Raw genomic sequence first — 19,095 nt, forward strand, 5'->3', positions numbered from 1 at the left:
GGGTTCGTACGAGTACGGGGCCCGGGGCGGAGCCCTCAGGCCCGGGAAGGGGCGGGTCCGGGGTGCCCCTTGAGGGCCCCCGCCTACTCGTTCGGATACTCCTCGACCACCGTCGCCCCCAGCTCGCGGACGATCAGCTCGTGCCCGGACAGGGCGGAGTCGACGAGGTCCGGATCGTCGTCCTCGGGGATGTCGTCCTCCGGGGCGATGTGCTCCGGAGCCGGCGCGACGGGCGTGACCGGCGCCGGAGCCGCAGGCGCCGGGGCGGGCCGGGCGGCGGGCTGCGGCGCCGGGGCCGCGGGCGCCTGCGGGGCGGGCCGGGGGGCGGCGGGAGCGCCGTAGCCGCCGGAGGGGGCGCCATAGCCACCGCCCTGGCCGCCGCCGAAGCCGGTCGCGGCGGGCGGCGGCGCGCTGCCGCCGGACGGGTCGACGATCGCCTCGACCTTCCACTGCACGCCGAACTGCTCGGACAGCGCCTGGCGCAGGACGTCCTCGCTGCCGCTGCTCGCGAAGTTGTCCCGGGCCCCGGAGTTGACGAAGCCGATCTGGAGGGTGGTTCCGTCGAAGCCCGCCACCTGCGCGTTCTGGCTGAGCAGGATCCAGGTGAAGCGGCGGCGGTTCTTGACCGCCTCCAGGATGTTCGGCCACAGCGAGCGGGGGTCGAGCCCGCCGGTGGGCGCGGGCGCGGCGGCCTGCGGGGCAGGGGCGGGTGCGGGGGCCGGGGCCTGCGGGGCCGCGGACGGGGTGACCGGCGCGGGCGCGGGGGCGCCGCCGCCCGCGGGGGCGGCCGTGGGCCAGCCGCCGGGCCGGGGCGCGCCGGAGGCCGCGGGCGCGGCTCCGCCGCCCGGAGCGGAGGCCGTGGGCCAGCTGCCGGGCCGGCTCGCGGCGGGGGCGGACGGCTGGGCGGGCTCGGGGGCCTGCGGGGCCGGGGCCGGGGCGGCGGGCGGCGCGGGAGCCACCGGCGGAGGCGGCGGGGTGGCACCCTGCGCGGGCCCGGACGGAGCGGGCCCGGACGGCTCCGCGCCCCCGGCGGGAGCCCCTTCAGCAGCCCCCCGCACCGCGGCACGCGCGGCGGCGGGACCACCACCGGGCGGAACGGGCGGGCCGGGCGGAGCGACGGGCCCGGGCGGCGGCACGGCGACGCCGGGCTGCTGCACGCCCGCGTGGGCCTCGGGCCCGGGCACGTACCCCATCGGGGGCGCCGAAGCGGGACCCTGCGCCATGAAGTGCCCGCCCCGCTCCAGGCGGTCGAGCCGGGCCATGACGGCACGCTCGTCGTCGTACGCGGCGGGCAGCAGCACGCGGGCGCAGATCAGCTCCAGCTGGAGCCGGGGCGATGTCGCGCCGCGCATCTCCGTGAGGCCCGCGTTGACCAGGTCGGCGGCGCGGCTGAGCTCGGCGGCGCCGAACACCCCGGCCTGCGCCTGCATGCGCTCGATCACGTCGACGGGGGCGTCGATGAGGCCCTTCTCGGCGGCGTCGGGAACGGCGGCGAGGATCACGAGGTCCCGCAGCCGCTCCAGCAGGTCGGCGACGAACCGCCGGGGGTCGTTCCCGCCCTCGATGACGCGGTCGACGACCTCGAAGGCGGCGCCGCCGTCCCCGGAGGCGAACGCGTCGACCACGGAGTCGAGGAGCGACCCGTCCGTGTACCCGAGGAGGCCGGTGGCCATGGCGTACGTCACACCGTCCTCGCGGGCGCCCGCGAGGAGCTGGTCCATCACGGACATGGAGTCACGCACGGACCCCGCGCCCGCGCGCACGACGAGGGGCAGCACCCCGTCCGCCACGGGGATGTCCTCGCGCCCGCACACCTCGGAGAGGTAGTCCCGCAGGGTGCCGGGGGGCACGAGCCGGAACGGGTAGTGGTGCGTGCGCGACCGGATGGTGCCGATGACCTTCTCGGGCTCGGTCGTGGCGAAGATGAACTTCAGATGCTCCGGAGGCTCCTCGACGACCTTCAGGAGAGCGTTGAACCCCGCCGACGTGACCATGTGGGCCTCGTCGATGATGTAGATCTTGTACCGGCTGCTCGCGGGCCCGAAGAAGGCCTTCTCGCGCAGGTCACGGGCGTCGTCCACGCCACCGTGGGACGCGGCGTCGATCTCGATGACGTCGATCGACCCCGGTCCGTTCCGCGCGAGGTCGCGGCAGGACTGGCACTCACCGCAGGGGGTCGGAGTGGGACCTTGCTCACAGTTCAGACAGCGGGCGAGGATGCGCGCGCTCGTCGTCTTGCCGCAGCCGCGCGGGCCGCTGAACAGGTACGCGTGATTGACCCGGTTGTTCCGCAGCGCCTGCTGCAGCGGGTCGGTTACATGCTCCTGCCCGATGACCTCGGCGAACGACTCCGGGCGATAGCGGCGGTACAGCGCGAGAGACGACACACCTACGAGGTTAATGGCGCCCACTGACAACACGGACCGCCCTGCGGCAGCACCGGCCACAGAACGCAAAGCGCCCCTCACGCACCCGCCAGAGCCGACCTACCCTTGCTGCCTTCCGGCCCTGGGGGAGTTCAGTCAGATAGCGCCACGTGAGGGGCTGGCCCCCACAGTAGCCGATCCCCACCCCCGGGAACGAGTTCGCGAGCACTCCTCAACGTCTTGTATTGTTTGCCGCGGAGGATTCGCCTAGAGGCCTAGGGCGCACGCTTGGAAAGCGTGTTGGGGGCAACCCCTCACGAGTTCGAATCTCGTATCCTCCGCCAGTGCCTCACCGGGCACGATGTCGAAGGGCCCCGCTGCTTGCAGCGGGGCCCTTCGACGTTGCGCGCTACGCCGCCGGTACCGAACCGACCAGGCCGCCGTCGACCACCAGGTCCTGCCCCGTGACGTACGAGGCGTCGGCCGAGGACAGGAAGGCGACCGCGGCCGCCACCTCCTCGGCGCGGCCGAGGGCGGCGAGGGGGACCTGGGCGGTGACCGCGGACTCGGCGGCGGGGTCCGGGCCGGCCGCGCGGTACATGGGCGTGTCGATGTAGCCGGGGCTGACGGAGTTGACCCGGATGCCCCGGGGGGCGAGCTCGGCGCCCAGGGTGCGGGCCAGGTTGTGGACGGCCGCCTTGGTGGCGGAGTAGACCGACGCCACGGCGAGGCCCCGGTGGAGGGTCCAGGAGGCGTTGAGAACGAGGGAGCCGCCCTCCCTCAGGAGCGGGACGGCCTTCTGCGCGGTGAAGTAGACGCCCTTGAAGTTGACGTTCACCGCGTGGTCGAAGTCCGCCTCGGTGATCTCCGCGCTCGGCTTGAAGACCCCCACGCCCGCGTTGGCGAAGACCGTGTCCAGGCCGCCGCGCCAGTCCTCGACCGCGCTCATCAACGCGTCCAGGTCGGTCAGGCTGCTCGCGTCCGCCCGTACGGCGAGCAGCCTGTCCGGGGCGCCGATCCGCGCCGCGGCCCGTGCCAGGCGCTCCTCGTCCCGGCCGGTGATGGCCACGTGCGCGCCCTCGTCGAGGAGGCGCCGTGCCGTCGCGAGGCCCATGCCGCTCGTACCGCCGGTGATCAGGGCCGTCTTGTCCGTGAATCGCTGCATGGACCGATCGTCGGGGCCGCGCGGCCCCGGCGGGGAGTGTGAGCTGAGCCTGGGTCCAGCACCACCACCCTGGGGCTCACACCCGCTGGATTTACACGTTCGAGTGATATGCCAAACGGCCATTCCCTTGTGGCCGTCGCGCCGCCGGAGGCGGTGGGCGGAGCGCCGACGTGCCGTGACGTTCCGCGCGGCGGCGCTTACCGGCCATCGGGCGCCGGGGGCGGACGGGGCGCTCGTTGACCGGGGTCCGCGCCGGTTGTTGGCTCGTCGCGCCTCACCAGGCCTTGCCGGAGCCGGAAGGGACGCGCGATGTCGACAGCAGCGGAGCAGCAGCCGGAGAGCGGTCAAGAGGGCGCACAGGAGGGCGGACGCGCCCAGTTGAGCCTGGGGATCGCCGCCGCGCGGAACCTGACGACGACCACCAAGAGCGTGCCGCAGATGCAGGGCATCAGCTCCCGCTGGGTGTCGCGGTCGCTGCCGTGGACGGAGGTCAAGGGCGGCACGTACCGGGTCAACCGGCGGCTGACGTACGCCGTGGGTGACGGCCGGGTGTCCTTCGTGCAGGAGGGGGCCGACGTCCGCGTCGTACCGCAGGAGCTCGCCGAACTCGGCCTGCTGCGCGGGTTCGACGAGGCGGAGGCCCTCGGCGCGCTCGCCGCGCGGTTCGCACAGCGCGAGTACGAGCCGGGACAGGTCGTCGTCGAGGCCGGGCACCCCGTGGACCAGGTCGTGCTCGTCGCGCACGGGCGCGTGGAGCGGATCGGGCGCGGTCCGTACGGCGACGAGACCACGCTGGGCGTCGTCGCCGACGGCGGGTTCTTCGGCGGGCGGGCGCTCGCGCCGGACGCCGCGGACGCGGGGGCGTGGGAGTTCACCGCGCGCGCCGCGACCGCCACCACCGTGCTCGTGCTGTCCCGGCAGGAGTACGAGGCCGTCGCCGGGCGGCACGAGGCGCTGCGGGAGCACGCGCGACGGCGGTTCGCCGAGCGCGACCTGCCGCAGACCAAGCACGGCGAGGCGGCCGTCGACCTGGCGTCGGGGCACTCCGGGGAGCCCCCGCTGCCCGGGACGTTCGTCGACTACGAACTCCGGCCCCGGGAGTACGAACTGAGCGTCGCGCAGACCGTCCTGAAGGTGCACTCGCGCGTCGCCGACCTCTACAACGACCCGATGAACCAGGTCGAGCAGCAGCTCCGCCTGACCATCGAGGCGCTGCGCGAGCGGCAGGAGCACGAGCTGGTCAACAACCGGGAGTTCGGCCTGCTGCACAACGCCGACCACGGGCAGCGCATCCAGACCCACTCGGGACCGCCGACCCCGGACGACCTCGACGAGCTCCTGAGCATGCGGCGGCAGACGCGGTTCCTGTTCGCGCACCCGCGCGCCGTCGCGGCCTTCGGGCGCGAGTGCAACAAGCGGGGCCTGTACTTCGGGCACACCGACCTGGACGGGCGCCGCGTTCCGGCCTGGCGCGGCGTCCCGCTGCTGCCCTGCGGCAAGATCCCCGTCTCCGCCGGGCAGACCTCGTCGATCATCGCCGTACGCACCGGCGAGGAGGACGCGGGCGTCGTCGGGCTGCGCCAGACCGGGATCCCGGACGAGTACGAGCCGGGGCTCAACGTGCGGTTCATGGGGATCAACGACCAGGCCGTCATCTCCTACCTGGTGAGCACGTACTACTCGGCGGCCGTGCTCGTCCCGGACGCGCTCGGCGTCCTGGAGAACGTCCAGGTCTCCGCCGCCCGCGCAGAGGGGGCCTAGGTACACCCCGGGACACCGCCCCGCCCCATGTCGGCGCGGCCCGGGGCCGGGGAGAGTGGGGACGTCCGCACGGCACGTCCCCACCACGCAGCAGACGAACGCGAGGCCCGCCATGACCACGACCCTCCCCTACGCCGCCCCCGCCGCGCCCGAGCGCGCGCGACGGCCCGGCTTCTGGCGGGCTCCCGTCTCCGCGCGCACCTTCCGGGAGTTCGGGTACACGCTGACGAACCTGCCCGTCGCGATCGCCGGTTTCGTCTTCGCCGTCACGCTGTTCTCGCTCGGCGCGGGCCTCGCCGTCACGCTGCTCGGCATCCCCGTGTACGCGGCCATGCTGGCCGGGGCGCGCGGCCTCGGCGCCGCCGAGCGCGGGCGGGCGCGGGCCCGGCTCGGGCTCGTGGTGGCGGATCCGGCGGGCCCGCGGACGCCGCCCGAGGGCGGCGCGTGGGCCAGGGCGTGGGCGCGGCTCGGGGACGCGGCGGGCTGGAAGGCCCTGCTGTTCCAGGTGGTGATGTTCCCGTGGCGCGTGACGAGCTTCTGCGTGGCGGTGACGCTGTGGGTGACCGGCTGGGTCATCGCCCTGTTCCCCGCGTACTCCTGGGTCTTCGCGCGCTATCTGGACTGGCCGGGCTACCGCGTCTACGACTTCACCTCGGGCGGCGAGCACCACGCGTACTACATCGAGTCGCCGTGGCAGGTCGCCGGGGTCTCCGCCGTGGGCGTCCTGCTCGTGCTGCTCACGCCGCTCGTCATCCGGGCCCTGAACGGCGTGGACCGGGCGGCGGTGCGGTCGCTGCTCGGCCGGTAGCGGGTGAGCCCGACCCCGGCGAGCACCACCGCCATCCCCGCCACGACGCGCACGCTCAGCTCCTCCCCCAGGACGAGGGCCCCGAGCGCGACCGAGACCACCGGCAGCAGATAGCCGACGGTCGCGGCCGCGGTGGGGCCCTCGTCGGCGATGAGGCGGGAGTTGAGGTGGAAGGTGAGGCCGGTGCCGAAGACGCCGAGGACCACGACGGCGACGAGCCCGGTGAGGCTCGGCGCGGCGGCGGGCCCCGCGGTGAAGGGCAGGCCGAGCGCGGTCAGGCCGGTGGCCACCAGGAGCTGGGCGGCGGAGAGGGCGAGCGGCGCGGTGCCGCGGCCGACGAGGTGGCGGGCCATGTACGCGAAGGCCACCGCGTAGCTGACGGCGGCGGCGAGCAGCACCAGGGCGCCGCCGCTGGCGAGCCCCGCCTCGTGCCAGGGCGCGAAGATCAGCAGCGTACCGGCGAAGCCCAGGACGAGCCCGCCGAGCCGGTGGGGGCCGAGTCCCCGGTCCGTGCGCAGGAGCAGGCCGAGGCCCAGGGACCACAGCGGCGTGGTGGCGTTCATGACGCCCGCGACGCCCGAGTCGACGGTCTGCTCGCCGATGCTGAAGCACAGGAACGGCAGCGCGTTGCAGAACAGCGCGGCCACGACCAGACGCCCCCAGGTGCGGCGGTCGCGCGGCAGGCGCTGACGGGTGGCGCGGGCGAGCCCGAGGAGCACGGCGGCGCCGAGCGCGCAGCGCACGACGGTGACGTACAGCGGTCCGAGCCCGCCGTCGAGGGCGAGTTTGATCCACAGGAAGCTCGAACCCCACAGCAGGGCGAGGACGGCGACGCGCACGACGGCTCCAGGGGTTGGGGAGGGGCCAGGGGGTGTACGTCGACGGTGCCGCGCCCCGACCTATAAGACAAGCGAAAAGATGTGGAGCCAGCATTAAGCTGTGCTACATCCGTGGCATACGCTGGGCGCATGCTCGACATGCGGCGCATGCAGATCCTGAGGTCGGTCGTCAGCAGCGGCTCGGTCACCGCGGCGGCCCGGAACCTGGGCTACACGCCCTCGGCGGTCAGCCAGCAGATGGCGGCCCTGGAGAAGGAGGCGGGCGTCGCCCTCCTCGAACGGACCGGGCGGGGCGTGCGGCCCACGGACGCCGGGCGGCTGCTCGCGGACTGCGCGGCGGCGGTCGGGCGGCACGTCGCCGAGGCGGAGACCGCGCTCGCCGACCTGCGGGCCGGGCGCACGGGGCGGATCTCCGTGCGGTACTTCGCCACGGCGGGCGCCCGCCTCGTCGCGCCCGCCCTCGCCCTGCTGCGACAGGAGCACCCGGGCGTGCACACGGAGCTGCGGCTCGACGAGGACCCGCTGCCGGACGTGAAGGCGGGCCGCGTGGACCTGGCGCTCGTGGTGCGGCGCCACGACGCGCCGCCCGTGGACGGCGTCCGCTTCGTCCACCTCCTCGACGACCGCTACCGCGCGGTGCTGCCGGTGGGCCACCGCCTGGCAGAGCGTGACGTGCTCGACCTCGCCGAGCTCGCGGGGGAGCCCTGGGTGGGCAGCGAGCTGCCGGGCCCCTGCCTGGACGCCGTGCTCGACGCGTGCGCGGCGGCGGGCTTCACCCCCGACTCCGTCGTGGACAGCGGCGACTACGCGACGGCCCGGGGCTTCGCGGCGGCGGGCGTGGGCGTGACCCTGGTGCCGGGCCTCGGCCTGGCCGGGGTCCCGGACGACGCCGGGGACGTCGTCGTACGCGACGTCACCCGCCCCCGGCCGACGCGCTCGATCTGGGCGGCCGTCCGCGCGACGGCCCCCGAGGGCCCGGTCCTGCGGGCCTTCCTCAAGGCCCTGCGCACGACGGCGGCCGACACGACCGGCGCCGCCGCCTAGCCCGGCCTGCGTGCGGGGCCCGGCCGGGGGATGATCGGCCCATGGACAAGGACGTCACCCTGCACCTCGCCCAGGAGGCCGAGGCCGACGCGCTGCTGAGCCGCAGCCCGCTGGCCGCGCTCGTCGGGATGCTCCTGGACCAGCAGGTCCCCATGGAGTGGGCGTTCGCGGGCCCGTACACGATCGCGCGGCGGATGGGCGCGGACGACCTCGACGCGCACGACATCGCCGCATACGACCCGGAGGCGTTCGCCGCGCTCCTGGCCACGAAGCCGGCCGTGCACCGGTACCCCGGCTCGATGGCGGGGCGCGTCCAGAAGCTGTGCCAGTACCTGGTCGAGCACTACGACGGGGACGCCGCCGGGATCTGGCGGGACGCGGGCAGCGGCAAGGAGCTCCTGGGCCGCCTCACCGACCTGCCCGGCTTCGGCAAGCAGAAGGCCCAGATCTTCCTGGCCCTGCTCGGCAAGCAGCTCGGCGTGCGCCCCACGGGCTGGCGGGCGGCCGCGGGGGCCTACGGCGAGGCCGGGTCCTACCGCTCGGCGGCGGACATCACGGGCCCGGAGACGCTGCACAAGGTCCGCGCCTACAAGCAGGAGCAGAAGGCGGCGGCCAAGCGGGCCGCGTCCTAGCCGGGACGGACCCCAGGGGTCAACGCCGCCGCCGGGCCGTCCCGAACACCGAGCGGGAGATCTCCCGGCCCAGCTGCGTGCCCACGGACCGCAGCAGCGACTTGAACATGCCGCTGCCGACCACCTGGTCCACCACCGAGCCCCCGCCACCGCTCTCGCCCTTGCCCTTGCCCCGGGCGGCCTCGGGCGCCTCCGCGGCGGGGGCCGCCGCGGCCTTGGCCGCCTCCTCCTGGAGGCGTTCGTACGCGGAGTGGCGGTCCACGGCCTCCGCGTACCGGGAGTAGAGCAGGGAGCCCCGCACCGCCTGCTCCAGGTCCGCGGCCCGCACCGGCCCCATCAGGGACCGCGGCGCCCGCAGCCGCGTCGCCGCGACCGGCGTCGGGGCGCCCTTCTCGCTCAGGACGGTGACCACGGCCTCGCCGGTGCCCATGCCGGTGAGGGTCTCCTCCAGGTCGTACGCGGAGGTGGGGAAGGTCCGCACGGTCGCCTTGAGGGCCTTCTGGTCCTCGGGCGTGAAGGCGCGCAGCGCGTGCTGGACGCGGTTGCCGAGCTGGGCGAGCACGTCGGCGGGCACGTCCTTGGGCGTCTGGGTGACGAAGAAGACGCCGACGCCCTTGGAGCGGATGAGCCGCACGGTCTGGGTGATCGACTCCAGGAACGCCTTGGACGCCCCGCTGAACAGCAGGTGCGCCTCGTCGAAGAAGAAGACGAGCTTCGGCCGGTCCAGATCACCGACCTCCGGGAGGTCGTGGTACAGATCCGCGAGCAGCCACATCAGGAACGTCGAGAACAGCGCGGGCTTGTCCTGGACGGCGGGCAGCTCCAGGACCGACACCAGGCCCTGCCCGTCCCCGGCCACCCGCAGGAACTCGCTCGTGTCGAACTCCGGCTCCCCGAAGAAGTCCCCCATGCCCTGCGCCTCGAACGTGGTGAGCGCCCGCAGGATGACCCCGGCCGTGGCGGTCGACAGACCGCCGACGGTCTTCAGCTCGGCCTTGCCCTCGGGCGAGGTGAGGAAGGTGACGACCGCCCGCAGGTCCTTGAGGTCGACGAGTTCGAGGCCCTTCTGGTCGGCGTAGTGGAAGATCAGGCCGAGGGACTGCTCCTGGGTCTGGTTGAGCTGGAGGACCTTCGCCATCAGGAGCGGGCCGAAGCTGGTCACGGTGGCCCGCACGGGGATGCCCGTACCGATGCCGCCGAGCGCGTAGAACTCGCTGGTGAAGCCGCGCGGCGCCCACTCCTGACCGACCTCGCGGGCCCGTGCGGCGACCTTCTCGCCCGGCTCGCCGGGCGCGGAGACGCCCGAGACGTCGCCCTTGACGTCGGCGAGGAAGACCGGCACGCCCTGCGCCGCGAGCTGCTCGGCGACGAGCTGGAGGGTCTTGGTCTTGCCGGTGCCGGTGGCCCCGGCGACGAGCCCGTGCCGGTTGAGCATCGCCAGCGGGATGCGCACCTGCGCGCCCGGGTGGCACCGGCCCTCCCACAGGACGGCCCCGAGGTCGAGCGCGGGTCCCTGGAAGGCGTACCCGGCGGCGATCTCCGTGACCTCGGCGACCTCGTCGACCTCGGCGGCTTCGGAGGCCGCGGCGGCCCCGGGGGGCGGCTGCGCGTCCGGGGACACCCCGGGCGCGGACTCGTTCGGGCGGTTTCCGCCATCGGGTGTGGACGGCGTCGGTCGGCTGTCGCTCACTTCGAACCCCGCTCCCGACTGGAGAGTTCCCGCTTTGCCCTGCTTTCGGACGGCATTTCCCAGGGTCGCACTCGGCCGCCATGGCTGCGCCCGGAGAGCCTTGACCGGTAGGCTTTCCGTGTGATCTTCAAGCGCATCGGAAACGGCCGGCCGTACCCCGACCACGGCCGGGAAAGCACCCGGCAGTGGGCGGACGTCGCGCCGCGCCCGGTCCGCCTCGATCAGCTCGTGACGACCAAGGGCCAGCTCGACCTGGAGACCCTGCTCGCCGAGGACTCCACGTTCTACGGCGACCTCTTCGCGCACGTGGTCAAGTGGCAGGGCGACCTGTATCTGGAGGACGGCCTGCACCGCGCGGTCCGCGCCGCGCTCCAGCAGCGCCAGGTCCTCCACGCCCGCGTCCTCGAACTGGGCTGACGCCACCCCCGGAGCACCCCCCGCGCCAGGGCCCAATTCCGCATTGGCCCTTTCGGGTTGGACTGCGCATCCGGTAATGATCATTTAGTAGGCATCGTGCCCCGTCGGCACTACGCTGCGCCCATGAGCATGCTCACTCCCCCCGGCATGGGCGGCAAGTACCGCATCACGGGGGACAAATATCCGCGAATGCGCCGCCCGAGCGGCCGCCGCAGGATCGTGCTCGCGGCCGTCGCGGCCCTCGCCGCGTTCGGCCTCATCGGCTGGGGCACCCTGCAGCTCATCGACGTCTTCACGGGCGGTGACGAGGCGTCCGCCGCGGCCCCCGCCAAGGACTGCGCGAAGAGACAGCCGGAGCGGAAGGCAGCGGCGCGGAAGGCCGGGCCGCTGCCCGAGCCCCGCCGCATCACCGTGAACGTCTTCAACGCCACGCCCCGCGAGGGCCTCGCCAAGGAGACCGCCGACGCCCTGAAGAAGCGCGGCTTCGCCGTCGCCAAGTTCGACAACGCCACGAAGGCGTACGACAAGAAGGTCAAGGGCCCCGGGATAGTGCTCGGCCCCCGGTCCGCCCTGGACACCGCGCTGCCGGTGCTCGCCACGCAGCTCACCGGCGCCGAGAAGCGCACCGACGGCCGCAGGAGCGGCACGGTCGACCTGATCCTCGGCGCCGGGTTCAAGGGCCTGGCGAAGGAGAAGGACGCCGCCGAGGCCCTGGCGGCACTCGCCAAGCCCTCACCGGCGCCCTCCGGGCCGTCGTCGGGCGACGGCAAGAACTGCTGAGCGCACACCGCCGCGCGGCGGTCCGACGACCTGTTACTCGGCCGTCCCGTACATCCGGTCCCCGGCGTCGCCGAGGCCCGGGACGATGTACCCGCTGTCGTTCAGGTGCTCGTCCACCGCGGCCGTGACCACGGTCACCGGCGTCCCCGCCAGCTCGCGCTCCATGACCTCGACGCCTTCGGGGGCGGCGAGCAGCACCACGGCCGTCACGTCGTCCGCGCCGCGCTTGATCAGCTCCTGGATCGCCGCGACCAGGGTGCCGCCGGTGGCGAGCATCGGGTCGAGGACGTACACCTGGCGGCCGGACAGGTCCTCCGGCATGCGGGTCGCGTACGTGGACGCCTGGAGCGTCTCCTCGTTGCGGATCATGCCGAGGAAGCCGACCTCGGCGGTGGGCAGCAGGCGCACCATGCCGTCGAGCATGCCGAGCCCGGCCCGCAGGATCGGCACCACCAGGGGACGCGGGTACGACAGCTTCACGCCGGTCGTCGCGACGACCGGGGTCTCGATGTCGACCTGCTCGGTGCGCACGTCCCGGGTGGCCTCGTACGCGAGCAGGGTGACCAGCTCGTCGGCCAGGCGCCGGAAGGTCGGGGAGTCGGTGCGCTTGTCGCGCAGCGTGGTGAGTTTGTGCGCCACCAGCGGGTGGTCGACGACGTGGATCCGCATTGTTCAACAGTAACCGGGCGAAGCGCCCCCTCCGTCCCCCGCGGGCCGCACCTGCCCGCTGTGGCCCTCCTCGTCCCTCCGTTGGCATCAACCCGGCTCCCCGGGGGAAGGTGGACGTACGGACCGGGGTGGTGTGGCCGATGCCCGACAGGGAAGCGCGCGAGACCGACGCGGAGCGCCGCAGGCGCCGTGCCCAGTTCCTGCACGAACTGGCCGAGGCGCGCGAGCTGCGGGCCCGGGTGACACCGCGCCGCGCACGGGCGGCCCGGCTGCGACAGGCGATGCGCATGCGCACGTTCCGCTGGTAGCCGCCGGGGGCCACGACGGCGAAACGGCATGTGATTCACAACGCGACGCGGACACAGCGGCCGGAAGACCTCTCCTGAAGCCGTTGTTTCTGCCACGATTCCGAGTGGGCGGGGCTCGGCACAGCATTCCCGCCCCCGACGTCCGCCGGGGGGATCCCCAACCGGCGCCTATGAACAGTGGGAGAGTCACGGTGTACTTCGCCGCACTGCTCGCGCGCACCGAAGACGGGTGGGAAGCGAGCGACACGGAGCTCGACGATGTGGAGACCCTGTCGGATCTGACCGACCTGGCCCGTGAGGCCGCCGCCGAGGCGGGCGGCGCCGACGACGAAACAGTGCTCGTCTTCATCGAGCAGGAAGACGCGTGGTTCGGCGTCGTCCGCGTGGACGGCGAGGACGACCCGCGCATCTACGTCTCGGACGCGGCCGCCGCCGCCCGCAGCGCCTACGGCGAGATCCTGCTCACCGACGAGATGCTGGGGCGCGATCCGGACGACGGCGCGGACGACCTGGACGCGCTCGACCTCGACGGCACGGAGGACGGCGAGGACGCGTCCGGCGACGACGAGACCGACGGCGGGGGCGAGGCCGTGCCCGCGGGACCGCTCGGCGACCGGGAGATCCTGAGCGACCTCGGCGTATCGGAGAAGGAGCTGCTCGCCCTGGAGAGCGGGGACGCCCTCAACGAGATCGCCGACGTCCTGGGCGCCGCGGAGGTGCTCGAAGCGGTCCGCTGACCACGTCCGCGCGCCACGGCGGCCCCTCGGACCGGCCCCTTGATCCGTAAGGTTCGTCGTGTGGCTTCTCGTGTGAACCCTCTCCCCGATCCCGTACGGGACCGCTGGCAGGCTCCGATGCGGCTCGCCCTGGACGAGGCCGCGCTGGCCGTCCGGGGCGGTGACGTACCCGTCGGCGCCGTCGTCCTTTCCCCGGACGGCGAGACGGTGCTCGCGCGCGGCCACAACGAACGCGAGGCTGTCGGCGACCCCACCGCGCACGCGGAGGTCCTCGCGCTGCGCCGGGCCGCCGCCGCGCTCGGCTCCTGGCGGCTGCCCGGCTGCACCCTCGTCGTCACCCTGGAGCCGTGCGTGATGTGCGCGGGCGCGCTCGTGCAGTCCCGCGTGGACCGGGTCGTGTACGGCGCCCGCGACGAGAAGGCGGGCGCCGCGGGCTCCCTGTGGGACCTCGTGCGCGACCGGCGGCTCAACCACCGCCCCGAGGTCGTCGGGGACGTCCTCGCCGACGACTGCGCGCGGCTGCTCACCGCCTTCTTCCGGGGGCGGTAGCGGGCCCCTCCCCGGCGCGGATTCCGGGGCGGCCGCGGTCTGGCCGGGAACGGATTTCAGCGCAGGGCCCACCTTGGGCTAGGATCTCTCTCGGTAGCGTGTCCGAGCGGCCGAAGGAGCTCGCCTCGAAAGCGAGTGTGGCGCAAGTCACCGAGGGTTCAAATCCCTCCGCTACCGCTCTTCAGCACGAAGGGCCCCGTCCTTGAGGACGGGGCCCTTCGTCGTTGTGTGCGCTGCTCGGCGTTGTGTGCGCTGCTTGTCATGGTGCGGCTTGCGTTGTGCCGTGACGTGCCTTGCGTGCGTTGTTCGGTCGTGGTGCGGCCTGCGTTGTGCCGTGACGTGCCTTGCGTGCGTTGTTTCTTCCCGTGCGCGCCGCTCCCCTACGCGCGCGGAGGAAGGCCGGGGGAAGCGGCACGGGGGGACGCCGCTCCCCCCGATGAGGCCCGGCTCTCTCAAGTCCGCGCCGCCACCGGGGGAGAGGGCGGCACGGACCCCGCAGTGGAGGCCGGTCCCGGCCCGTGGATTCCTGCCAGATCCCGCGGGCTCTCCCCCATCCTCCGCCCGTCACCACCGCGACACCGCAGGCGAAGGGCCCCTCCGCGGGGGGTCATTGGTCCTTAAAAACCTGGTGAGTTAGCGCCACGTTAGACTCGCCCGGCAACAGGCGGCAGCGGCTAGGACAGAGGGCGACGGGGGCGTGGGATGAGCGGAAACGGGGAGGGCACGGCGTGAAGGACCCAAAGAAGCTCATTCTCTTCGTCCTTGTGGTGTTCGTCCTGTACGTGATCATCACTGATCCGGCCAAGGCCGCCGACTACGTACAGGTCGGCTTCGAGGGCATCTCGGACGCCGCCAAGGCCATCGGCGACTTCATGACGTGGGTCGCCAACGGGGGCAAGGACGACTAGGAGCACCTGATGATCCGCCATCTGGTCCTGTTCAAGCTGAACGACGGCGTCGAGCGCGACGACCCGCGCGTCGCCGCAGGTGTGAAGGCCTTCGAGGAGCTCGGCGGCCTCATCCCGGAGCTGGCGCACTGGGAGTGCGCCTGGAACATCTCCGACCGGCCCATCGCCTACGACTACGCCATCAACTCCGCCGTCGCCGACCCCGACGCGCTCCGGCGCTACCTGGAGCACCCGGCCCACCAGGCGGGCGTCGCGCTCTGGCGCGAGTTCGCGACCTGGGTCATCGCCGACTACGAGTTCTGAGCGCACGGCGCCTTCCGCGTACGCGCGCCACCCCGCGCTTCGACGAGACCCTCCGGGCCTCTACGAGACCTCACAGCGGCCCCGCACCTCAACGGTGCGGGGCCGCTTGCGTTTCCCGGTGCCGCACACCGTCCCACCACCCTCAACACGGAGTTATGGGGTGCTTGCACACAGTGCACATGTCTTGTGATGCTATGACCGCTTTTGACGGATGAGTTGACCAAGCTGATCGAGTCGACCGGTTCGAAGGGGTGGCGTTGACGTTGCCGGCCAGTTCTGCGCCCGAAGCGCCGCCCGCGAAGGGGCCCACGAGCACCCGGGGCGCCGATACGCGGGCCCTCACCCAGGTCCTGTTCGCCCAGCTCAAGGAGCTCGAACCGGGCACCCCCGCGCACGCCCGCGTGCGCGCCGCGCTCATCGAGGCCAACCTGCCGCTCGTGCGGTACGCGGCCGCGCGCTTCCGCAGCCGCAGCGAGCCGATGGAGGACGTCGTCCAGGTCGGCACCATCGGGCTGATCAACGCGATCGACCGGTTCGACCCGGACCGGGGCGTCCAGTTCCCCACCTTCGCGATGCCGACCGTGGTGGGCGAGATCAAGCGCTACTTCCGCGACAACGTGCGCACGGTGCACGTGCCGCGGCGCCTGCACGAGCTGTGGGTTCAGGTCACCGGGGCCACGGAGGATCTGACCACGTCCTTCGGGCGCTCCCCGACCACCGCCGAGATCGCCGAGCGGCTGCGGATCGGTGAGGACGAGGTCCTCGCCTGCATCGAGGCCGGGCGTTCGTACCACGCGACGTCCCTGGAGGCCGCACAGGAGGGCGACGGGCTGCCGGGGCTCCTCGACCGGCTCGGGTACGAGGACCCCGCCCTGGACGGCGTCGAGCACCGCGATCTGGTGCGGCATCTGCTCGTGCAGCTGCCCGAGCGCGAGCAGCGCATTCTGCTGCTGCGGTACTACAGTAATCTGACCCAGTCTCAGATCAGTGCCGAATTGGGCGTCTCCCAGATGCATGTGTCAAGACTGTTGGCCAGAAGCTTCGCGCGGCTTCGATCCGCAAATCGGATCGAGGCGTAACCGTATCGGGTGGAGCGGTCTTTTCGCCGTTGCCGACGGGGAGTTGGGCGAAATCGGCCGAGACCCTCTCTCTCCTGCAGGTACGTCACCCTCACTTGTCGACAAGTCACTACAGCGTGTTGCCGACATGTGACATTCTGCTGGAACCGCGTTTGCCGCAGCTCCGGCTCCGGTATTCAGGTGGAGGCTGCGTTCCTTCGGTGGGCGCAGGCCGCGACCGTCCGCGACCTCAAGGGGGTGGCATGTCCGCAGACCAGGGCAGCTCGAAGGTGCTCACGCTCACGCTCGAAGGCCGCGAGAGCGCGTCCGCGCCCGACGCGCTTCAGGGTTCCGAGGCCACTCCTCCGGCCGCTCCTCCGGCCGCTCCTCCGGCGGCCGTGCCGGAGGTCGCCGTGCCGGCGGCGCCCGAGGCCATTGACACCAGGACCCTGTCCCGCTCCCTCTTCCTGCGGCTCGCCGCGCTCGATCAGGACAGTCCCGAGCGCGCGTACGTCAGAGACACCCTCATCGAGCTCAACCTGCCGCTCGTGCGGTACGCGGCCGCGCGCTTCCGCAGCCGGAACGAGCCGATGGAGGACATCGTCCAGGTCGGCACCATCGGGCTGATCAAGGCCATCGACCGGTTCGACTGCGAGCGCGGGGTCGAGTTCCCCACGTTCGCGATGCCTACCGTGGTCGGGGAGATCAAGCGGTTCTTCCGGGACACGAGTTGGTCGGTGCGGGTGCCTCGGCGGCTGCAGGAGCTGCGGCTCGCGCTCACCAAGGCCAGTGACGACCTCGCGCAGCGGCTCGACCGGTCGCCGACCGTGCCCGAGCTCGCGGCCGTGCTCGGCGTCTCCGAAGAGGACGTCGTCGACGGGCTCGCGGTGGGGAACGCGTACACCGCCTCCTCGCTCGACTCCCCCGCGCCCGAGGACGACGGCGGCGAGGGGTCGCTCGCGGACCGGCTCGGGTACGAGGACACCGCCCTGGAGGGCGTGGAGTACCGGGAGTCGCTGAAGCCGCTGCTTGCGAAGCTGCCGCCGCGGGAGCGGCGGATCATCATGCTCCGGTTCTTTGCGAACATGACGCAGTCGCAGATCGGCGAGGAGGTCGGGATCTCGCAGATGCACGTCTCCCGGCTGCTCACCCGCACCCTGGCCCAGCTCCGGGAGGGGCTCATCTCCGACTGAGGTCGGCCTTCTGTTCTCCGCTGCTGTTTGGCGGCTTGCTTTCCCGCCGTTGCCCGGGCGCTTTCCGATGCTGCTTTCCCGCCGTTGTCCGGCGCCCTGCGTTCGTTGTGCGGCGGGGCCCCGCCGGTATGTCCGTCCTCGCCGTCATGTGCGCGGGGTGGGCTCCCGCGCGGGGCAGTGCCGTTGCTGTGCTCCGGGCGGACATACCGGCGCGGCCCCTCGCGTTTCGTCGGCGGCCGTCCCCCGGCGGTTATGCGGTGCCGATTGGCGTCCGTGGGTTACTAATTGACGAAGCGTCAGGCACACTTGCGCGATGCGTCGGAGACTCGTGAGCCTCCCGGTTGTCGTGTTGGGATTAGCGCTCGTCGCCTCGTGCGGCAGCGGTGGGCGGAGCGGATACGTTGCCTCTGAGGGTGGGGCCTCCGCCAAGGCCGTCGCGCCTCGTGCGGATGTTTCCTTTGATCCCCTCGATCGTCCTCGTGAGCGACGGCGTACGGAGTCGCCCGGGCCTCGGCAAGGGGCTCGCGAGATCGAGACCGCGTCGCCCCCTGCCGCGGAGCGTTCGCCGCGGCGCGCCGTTGAGTCGTCTGCTGCGCCTACGTCCGCCGCGCCCACGCCCCGACCCTCCCCCTCCGGCGGAAGCGACGGCAAGCCCGGGCGGCCGGGGCCTCGGCCCTCTCATGGTTCGCCGGGGGCGGAGAGGCCCGCCTCGGTGGAGGTGGGGGCGCCCGTGCGGGAGGCAGGGGCGCGGCGGTGGTGTGAGGACGTGACGCTGGTGCTGCGGAACACCGGTGGGGCGGCCGTGCGGTCGGGGACCGTGGAGTTCGGGACGCACATCATCGGGGCGCTCGGAGTCGACTGGGGGAGCGTGGAGTCGACGGTGAAGATGCCCGCGCCCCTAGGGGGCGGGCAGAGCGTCAGGAAGACTTGGCCGGTTTGTGTCGACGCGTGGCGTGTTCCCTGGGGGATGCACGTGGAGACGCGCGACGTGGACGTGGACTGGCGGTAGTTACTTCAGGGCCAGCCAGGCCACGGCCGCGACGATGGCGATCGCCGCCACGACGCCCACGATCAGGCCGATGCGCGGGCCCGCGGGCGCCTGCTGCGGGCGGGAGCGGCCCTGTGGGGTCTCGTCGACGAACGCGCGGAACATCTGCGTGGAGCCTGCGGGGTCGTGCTGGCCCTCGGGGCCCTGCGGGGCATGGGGGTTGTGTGCCATGGGGCAGGACCCTAGCGAATCCGGGGTGGTCCGCCCAACCCCCCTCTGACCGGGGACTTTACAGAGGGGGGTACTGGGCTTTGCCAGGGTTTTAGGGGGCTGGGGCCGATTTAGTTTGCCTGCGGCAACCAACTGCTTTTATCGTTGCCCTAAGCAACGAAAGCGAGGGTGCCGTGGCCGCTCAGCGTCAGTACGAGGAGCTGGCCCGCCAACTCAGCGCCATCGGCGCCGTCAAACGCGACCTCGCCCGGATCCTGCCGCACGACTGCCCGGCGGGCTCGGCGGCCGTCCTGACCCTGCTGAGCCGCTACGGCGAGATGCGGATGGGCCGGCTCGCCGAGCTGCTCGCCGTCGACATGTCGGTGACCAGCAGGCACGTGGCGCACGTCGCGGAGCGGGGCTGGATCGACCGGTCCCCCGACCCCGCCGACAAGCGCACGCGCATCCTGCGCCTCACCCCCGCCGGTGAACGGCAGATGGAAGTCCTTTCCGAGTGCACCACGCGGCTGCTCGCCGAGCGGCTCAGCGACTGGTCCGACGACGAAGTCGGCCTGCTCACCGCCTTGATGGCCCGCCTCCGCGACAGCTTCGGGGACTGCAGGTCCGCCGCGCCGCGCGTCGCGGCACCCACCCGTACACCCGCGTAAGA

General features: G+C 72.9%; 20 protein-coding genes, 2 tRNA genes, 1 other RNA gene and 1 pseudogene. 17 read left to right on the top strand and 7 right to left on the bottom strand.

Annotated features, from left to right (window positions below):
• Nucleotides 1-83 precede the first annotated feature (83 nt).
• Together MQV74_RS20485 and ffs are read right to left on the bottom strand one after the other, a co-directional pair.
• On the bottom strand, nucleotides 84-2,387 hold the full coding sequence (locus tag MQV74_RS20485) for a DNA polymerase III subunit gamma and tau (RefSeq protein ID WP_242719734.1): 2,304 nt from the start codon (nucleotides 2,385-2,387) through the stop codon (nucleotides 84-86).
• 63 nt (nucleotides 2,388-2,450) lie between these two features.
• An RNA gene (gene ffs / locus MQV74_RS20490) (signal recognition particle sRNA small type) lies at nucleotides 2,451-2,549 on the bottom strand.
• A gap of 73 nt (nucleotides 2,550-2,622) precedes the next feature.
• On the opposite strand from ffs, the gene MQV74_RS20495 reads away from it, so the two are divergent.
• Nucleotides 2,623-2,710: transfer RNA gene (locus tag MQV74_RS20495), tRNA-Ser, on the top strand.
• A gap of 65 nt (nucleotides 2,711-2,775) precedes the next feature.
• Here MQV74_RS20495 and MQV74_RS20500 read toward each other — a convergent pair.
• Entirely contained in the window at nucleotides 2,776-3,531 is a 756-nt protein-coding gene (locus MQV74_RS20500) for an SDR family oxidoreductase (RefSeq protein WP_242719736.1), read from the bottom strand.
• A 309-nt stretch (nucleotides 3,532-3,840) separates the two neighbouring features.
• Between MQV74_RS20500 and MQV74_RS20505 the strand changes: the two genes are divergently transcribed.
• Together MQV74_RS20505 and MQV74_RS20510 are read left to right on the top strand one after the other, a co-directional pair.
• Nucleotides 3,841-5,292, top strand: a complete 1,452-nt coding sequence (locus tag MQV74_RS20505) for a family 2B encapsulin nanocompartment shell protein (RefSeq protein ID WP_242719738.1) — start codon at nucleotides 3,841-3,843, stop codon at nucleotides 5,290-5,292.
• Nucleotides 5,293-5,404: 112 nt separating this feature from the next.
• Nucleotides 5,405-6,031, top strand: a pseudogene (locus tag MQV74_RS20510) (sensor domain-containing protein); the annotation flags it as partial.
• Here MQV74_RS20510 and MQV74_RS20515 read toward each other — a convergent pair.
• Entirely contained in the window at nucleotides 5,968-6,939 is a 972-nt protein-coding gene (locus MQV74_RS20515) for a DMT family transporter (RefSeq protein ID WP_242719740.1), read from the bottom strand. The pseudogene MQV74_RS20510 and the gene MQV74_RS20515 overlap by 64 nt on opposite strands.
• 129 nt (nucleotides 6,940-7,068) lie before the next feature.
• Between MQV74_RS20515 and MQV74_RS20520 the strand changes: the two genes are divergently transcribed.
• Both MQV74_RS20520 and MQV74_RS20525 read left to right on the top strand, forming a co-directional pair.
• Nucleotides 7,069-7,983, top strand: a complete 915-nt coding sequence (locus MQV74_RS20520) for a LysR family transcriptional regulator (protein WP_242719742.1) — start codon at nucleotides 7,069-7,071, stop codon at nucleotides 7,981-7,983.
• Nucleotides 7,984-8,024: 41 nt separating this feature from the next.
• Nucleotides 8,025-8,615 carry an HhH-GPD-type base excision DNA repair protein gene (locus MQV74_RS20525; RefSeq protein ID WP_242719744.1) on the top strand — a complete coding sequence of 197 codons (591 nt, stop codon included), beginning with the start codon at nucleotides 8,025-8,027 and terminating at the stop codon, nucleotides 8,613-8,615.
• A gap of 19 nt (nucleotides 8,616-8,634) precedes the next feature.
• On the opposite strand, the gene MQV74_RS20530 is transcribed toward MQV74_RS20525, so the two are convergent.
• Nucleotides 8,635-10,236 carry a helicase HerA-like domain-containing protein gene (locus MQV74_RS20530; RefSeq protein ID WP_374120787.1) on the bottom strand — a complete coding sequence of 534 codons (1,602 nt, stop codon included), beginning with the start codon at nucleotides 10,234-10,236 and terminating at the stop codon, nucleotides 8,635-8,637.
• 189 nt (nucleotides 10,237-10,425) lie between these two features.
• On the opposite strand from MQV74_RS20530, the gene MQV74_RS20535 reads away from it, so the two are divergent.
• A complete protein-coding gene (locus MQV74_RS20535; RefSeq protein ID WP_003955420.1) occupies nucleotides 10,426-10,722 on the top strand; it encodes a type II toxin-antitoxin system VapB family antitoxin in 297 nt (98 codons plus the stop codon).
• A gap of 123 nt (nucleotides 10,723-10,845) precedes the next feature.
• Nucleotides 10,846-11,502 (top strand): LytR C-terminal domain-containing protein, encoded by a 657-nt coding sequence (locus MQV74_RS20540; protein WP_242719746.1) that lies wholly within the window; start codon nucleotides 10,846-10,848, stop codon nucleotides 11,500-11,502.
• Nucleotides 11,503-11,535: 33 nt separating this feature from the next.
• Here the strand turns inward: MQV74_RS20540 and upp are convergent, their stop codons facing one another.
• Nucleotides 11,536-12,171, bottom strand: a complete 636-nt coding sequence (gene upp, locus MQV74_RS20545; RefSeq protein WP_138960559.1) for a uracil phosphoribosyltransferase — start codon at nucleotides 12,169-12,171, stop codon at nucleotides 11,536-11,538.
• A 140-nt stretch (nucleotides 12,172-12,311) separates the two neighbouring features.
• Between upp and MQV74_RS20550 the strand changes: the two genes are divergently transcribed.
• The 9 genes from MQV74_RS20550 (at nucleotide 12,312) to MQV74_RS20590 (ending at nucleotide 18,236) form a co-directional block, all read left to right on the top strand.
• The gene (locus MQV74_RS20550) at nucleotides 12,312-12,479 is read left to right on the top strand and encodes a hypothetical protein (RefSeq protein WP_171075797.1); all 168 of its coding nucleotides are present in this window, start codon (nucleotides 12,312-12,314) and stop codon (nucleotides 12,477-12,479) included.
• A gap of 191 nt (nucleotides 12,480-12,670) precedes the next feature.
• The gene (locus tag MQV74_RS20555) at nucleotides 12,671-13,216 is read left to right on the top strand and encodes a tRNA adenosine deaminase-associated protein (RefSeq protein ID WP_242728928.1); all 546 of its coding nucleotides are present in this window, start codon (nucleotides 12,671-12,673) and stop codon (nucleotides 13,214-13,216) included.
• A gap of 117 nt (nucleotides 13,217-13,333) precedes the next feature.
• Complete coding sequence (tadA, locus tag MQV74_RS20560) at nucleotides 13,334-13,765, top strand: tRNA adenosine(34) deaminase TadA (protein WP_242728931.1); 432 nt, start codon at nucleotides 13,334-13,336, stop codon at nucleotides 13,763-13,765.
• Nucleotides 13,766-13,857: 92 nt separating this feature from the next.
• Nucleotides 13,858-13,942, top strand: a tRNA-Ser gene (locus MQV74_RS20565).
• A gap of 551 nt (nucleotides 13,943-14,493) precedes the next feature.
• On the top strand, nucleotides 14,494-14,673 hold the full coding sequence (locus MQV74_RS20570; protein ID WP_030677182.1) for a hypothetical protein: 180 nt from the start codon (nucleotides 14,494-14,496) through the stop codon (nucleotides 14,671-14,673).
• A 9-nt stretch (nucleotides 14,674-14,682) separates the two neighbouring features.
• Nucleotides 14,683-14,976 carry a Dabb family protein gene (locus MQV74_RS20575; protein WP_242719748.1) on the top strand — a complete coding sequence of 98 codons (294 nt, stop codon included), beginning with the start codon at nucleotides 14,683-14,685 and terminating at the stop codon, nucleotides 14,974-14,976.
• 251 nt (nucleotides 14,977-15,227) lie between these two features.
• Nucleotides 15,228-16,055 carry an RNA polymerase sigma factor SigF gene (locus MQV74_RS20580; protein ID WP_138960561.1) on the top strand — a complete coding sequence of 276 codons (828 nt, stop codon included), beginning with the start codon at nucleotides 15,228-15,230 and terminating at the stop codon, nucleotides 16,053-16,055.
• Nucleotides 16,056-16,297: 242 nt separating this feature from the next.
• Nucleotides 16,298-17,227, top strand: a complete 930-nt coding sequence (locus tag MQV74_RS20585; RefSeq protein WP_242719750.1) for an RNA polymerase sigma factor SigF — start codon at nucleotides 16,298-16,300, stop codon at nucleotides 17,225-17,227.
• Nucleotides 17,228-17,993: 766 nt separating this feature from the next.
• The gene (locus MQV74_RS20590; protein WP_242719751.1) at nucleotides 17,994-18,236 is read left to right on the top strand and encodes a hypothetical protein; all 243 of its coding nucleotides are present in this window, start codon (nucleotides 17,994-17,996) and stop codon (nucleotides 18,234-18,236) included.
• Here the strand turns inward: MQV74_RS20590 and MQV74_RS20595 are convergent, their stop codons facing one another.
• A complete protein-coding gene (locus MQV74_RS20595) occupies nucleotides 18,237-18,446 on the bottom strand; it encodes a hypothetical protein (protein WP_242719753.1) in 210 nt (69 codons plus the stop codon).
• Between the two features lie 173 nt (nucleotides 18,447-18,619).
• Here MQV74_RS20595 and MQV74_RS20600 point away from each other — a divergent pair, with 173 nt between their 5' ends.
• The gene (locus tag MQV74_RS20600) at nucleotides 18,620-19,093 is read left to right on the top strand and encodes a MarR family winged helix-turn-helix transcriptional regulator (RefSeq protein WP_242719755.1); all 474 of its coding nucleotides are present in this window, start codon (nucleotides 18,620-18,622) and stop codon (nucleotides 19,091-19,093) included.
• Nucleotides 19,094-19,095: the final 2 nt, after the last annotated feature.

The organism is Streptomyces sp. AN091965 (assembly GCF_022698285.1).
Classification (GTDB): Bacteria; Actinomycetota; Actinomycetes; order Streptomycetales; family Streptomycetaceae; genus Streptomyces.